The sequence below is a fragment of the Achromobacter pulmonis genome, from assembly GCF_002885955.2.
Taxonomy (GTDB): domain Bacteria; phylum Pseudomonadota; class Gammaproteobacteria; order Burkholderiales; family Burkholderiaceae_B; genus Achromobacter; species Achromobacter pulmonis_A.
Genome location: NZ_POQS01000002.1, coordinates 451266 through 452964, shown reverse-complemented (window position 1 = coordinate 452964; position 1699 = coordinate 451266). Strand labels below are relative to the sequence as shown.

At 69.1% G+C, this 1699-nt stretch carries 2 protein-coding genes; both read left to right on the top strand.

Going from position 1 to position 1699, the window contains the following annotated elements:
• Positions 1-1324, top strand: a 1324-nt coding sequence (locus C1I89_RS08190) for a lytic murein transglycosylase (protein WP_102772836.1), incomplete at its 5' end; no start/stop codon positions are given.
• A 29-nt stretch (positions 1325-1353) separates the two neighbouring features.
• Positions 1354-1539 (top strand): oxidoreductase-like domain-containing protein, encoded by a 186-nt coding sequence (locus tag C1I89_RS08185; RefSeq protein ID WP_102772275.1) that lies wholly within the window; start codon positions 1354-1356, stop codon positions 1537-1539.
• Positions 1540-1699 lie beyond the last annotated feature (160 nt).

The following is a 1699-nucleotide window of genomic DNA, read 5'->3' as shown; positions in this document are numbered from 1 at the left end:
AAGAGACAGCGCGCCGGCCGCGCCCGCAGCCGCGCCGGCCGCAACCGCGCCGGCCGCCGCCGCGCCCGCCACCGCCGTGGCGGACCCCGCCGCCGCCGCGTCCGCCGCGCCGCAGGTCATCGTTCCGACCGAACTGGACACCAAGGCCTGCATCGCCAAACTGCGCAAGGGGGCCGCCGCCAACGGGCTGACCGTGGCGGACTGGGACAAGTACACCGCCAACGCCAAGCTGCTGCCCACCACCGTGGCCTCGGCCAAGGGCCAGCCCGAAGGCCGCGAAGCCTGGTGGGACTACATCGCCAAGACGGTGGACGACGAGCGCGTCAAGGACGGCCAGGCGGTGCTGTCCAAGTACGGCGCGCAGCTCGCCGCCATCGGCCAGCAGTACCAGGTGGACCCGGCCACGCTGGTCGCCATCTTCGGCATCGAGACCAACTACGGCCGCCAGGTCGGCAAGACCGACGTGCTCAACGCCTGGCTGACGCGCGCCTGCACCGAGAACAAATCGCTGTGGGAGAAGAACGCCTACGCCTCGGTGCGGCTGCTGCGCGACGGCACCGTGCAGCCCGACAGCTTCGTCGGCTCCTGGAGCGGTGCTTTCGGCATGACGCAGTTCATCCCGACCTCGTTCTACGAACTGGCCGCCGACGGCGACGGCGACGGCAAGATCGATCTGTACAACTCGCTGCCCGACGCGCTGGCCTCCACCGCCAACCATTTGCGCAAGCGCCGCGCCAAATGGACGCACGGCCTGCCGGCCGTGGTCGAGGTGCGCGTGCCCGCCGAGGTCGCGGCCGCCATTGCGCCCGAGCCCGACGCCGAGTACGTGGGGTCGCAGGACCGCCGCAGCATCGCGCAGTGGGCGCAGACCGGCGTGAAGCAGGGCGACGGCTCGGCGCTCAAGCTGGCCGCCGGCAACGATCAGCAGGCCTATCTGTTCGCGCCCACCGGCGCCCGTGGCCCGGTGTTCCTGGCCACCGTGAATTTCGACGCCATCCTGCACTACAACCAGTCGCGCCGCTACGGCCTGGCGGTGTCGCTGCTGCTCAACCGCCTGCAAGGCGGCCCGGCCCTGGCCGCGGCCTGGCCGACCGACGATCCGGGCCTGTCGCGCGCGCAGATCAAGGAGCTGCAGGAAATGCTGTACGGCCTGGGCTACGAAGTGGGCGTGGCCGACGGTATTCCGGGCGCCAAGACGCGCGACGCCGTGCGCGAGGAACAGGCCCGGCGCAACCTGCCGCAGGACGGCCGGGTCGGCAAGCGCATTTACGACGCGATCAAGGAAACCTGGCCGCCCGTCGCGATCCGCACGCGTCCTCAGTAAGGTCCGGGCGGCGGCGTTAACATCTCTGTATGAGCACCAAACCTGTTTTCGACGACGATCCGCCGCCCGTGCCGCCCGAGCCGCCCGCGCCCGAAGAATGCTGCAACAGCGGCTGCATACCCTGTGTCTATGACGTCTACAACGAAGCCATGGACAACTACCGCGAAGCGCTCAAGGCCTGGCGCGCCAGGCATGAGGAAAAATCGGCGGGGTGAGGGGGGCGGGTGGATGCGGCGGCTTTCGCCGCCTGATTGGTTTCGCGCGTTCGATGATTGAGTGCTTGTTCAAGGAATCTCGCGCTGCACCCATCCTACGCCAGTTTCATATGGATGATGGGAAACGGCCGGCCCGAATCGTCATGGTCTGAACGGCCGA

Bases quoted from the DNA above. Each gene is read 5' to 3' on its own strand.
- C1I89_RS08185 (WP_102772275.1), top strand. From the start codon at position 1,354: ATGAGCACCAAACCTGTTTTCGACGACGATCCGCCGCCCGTGCCGCCC.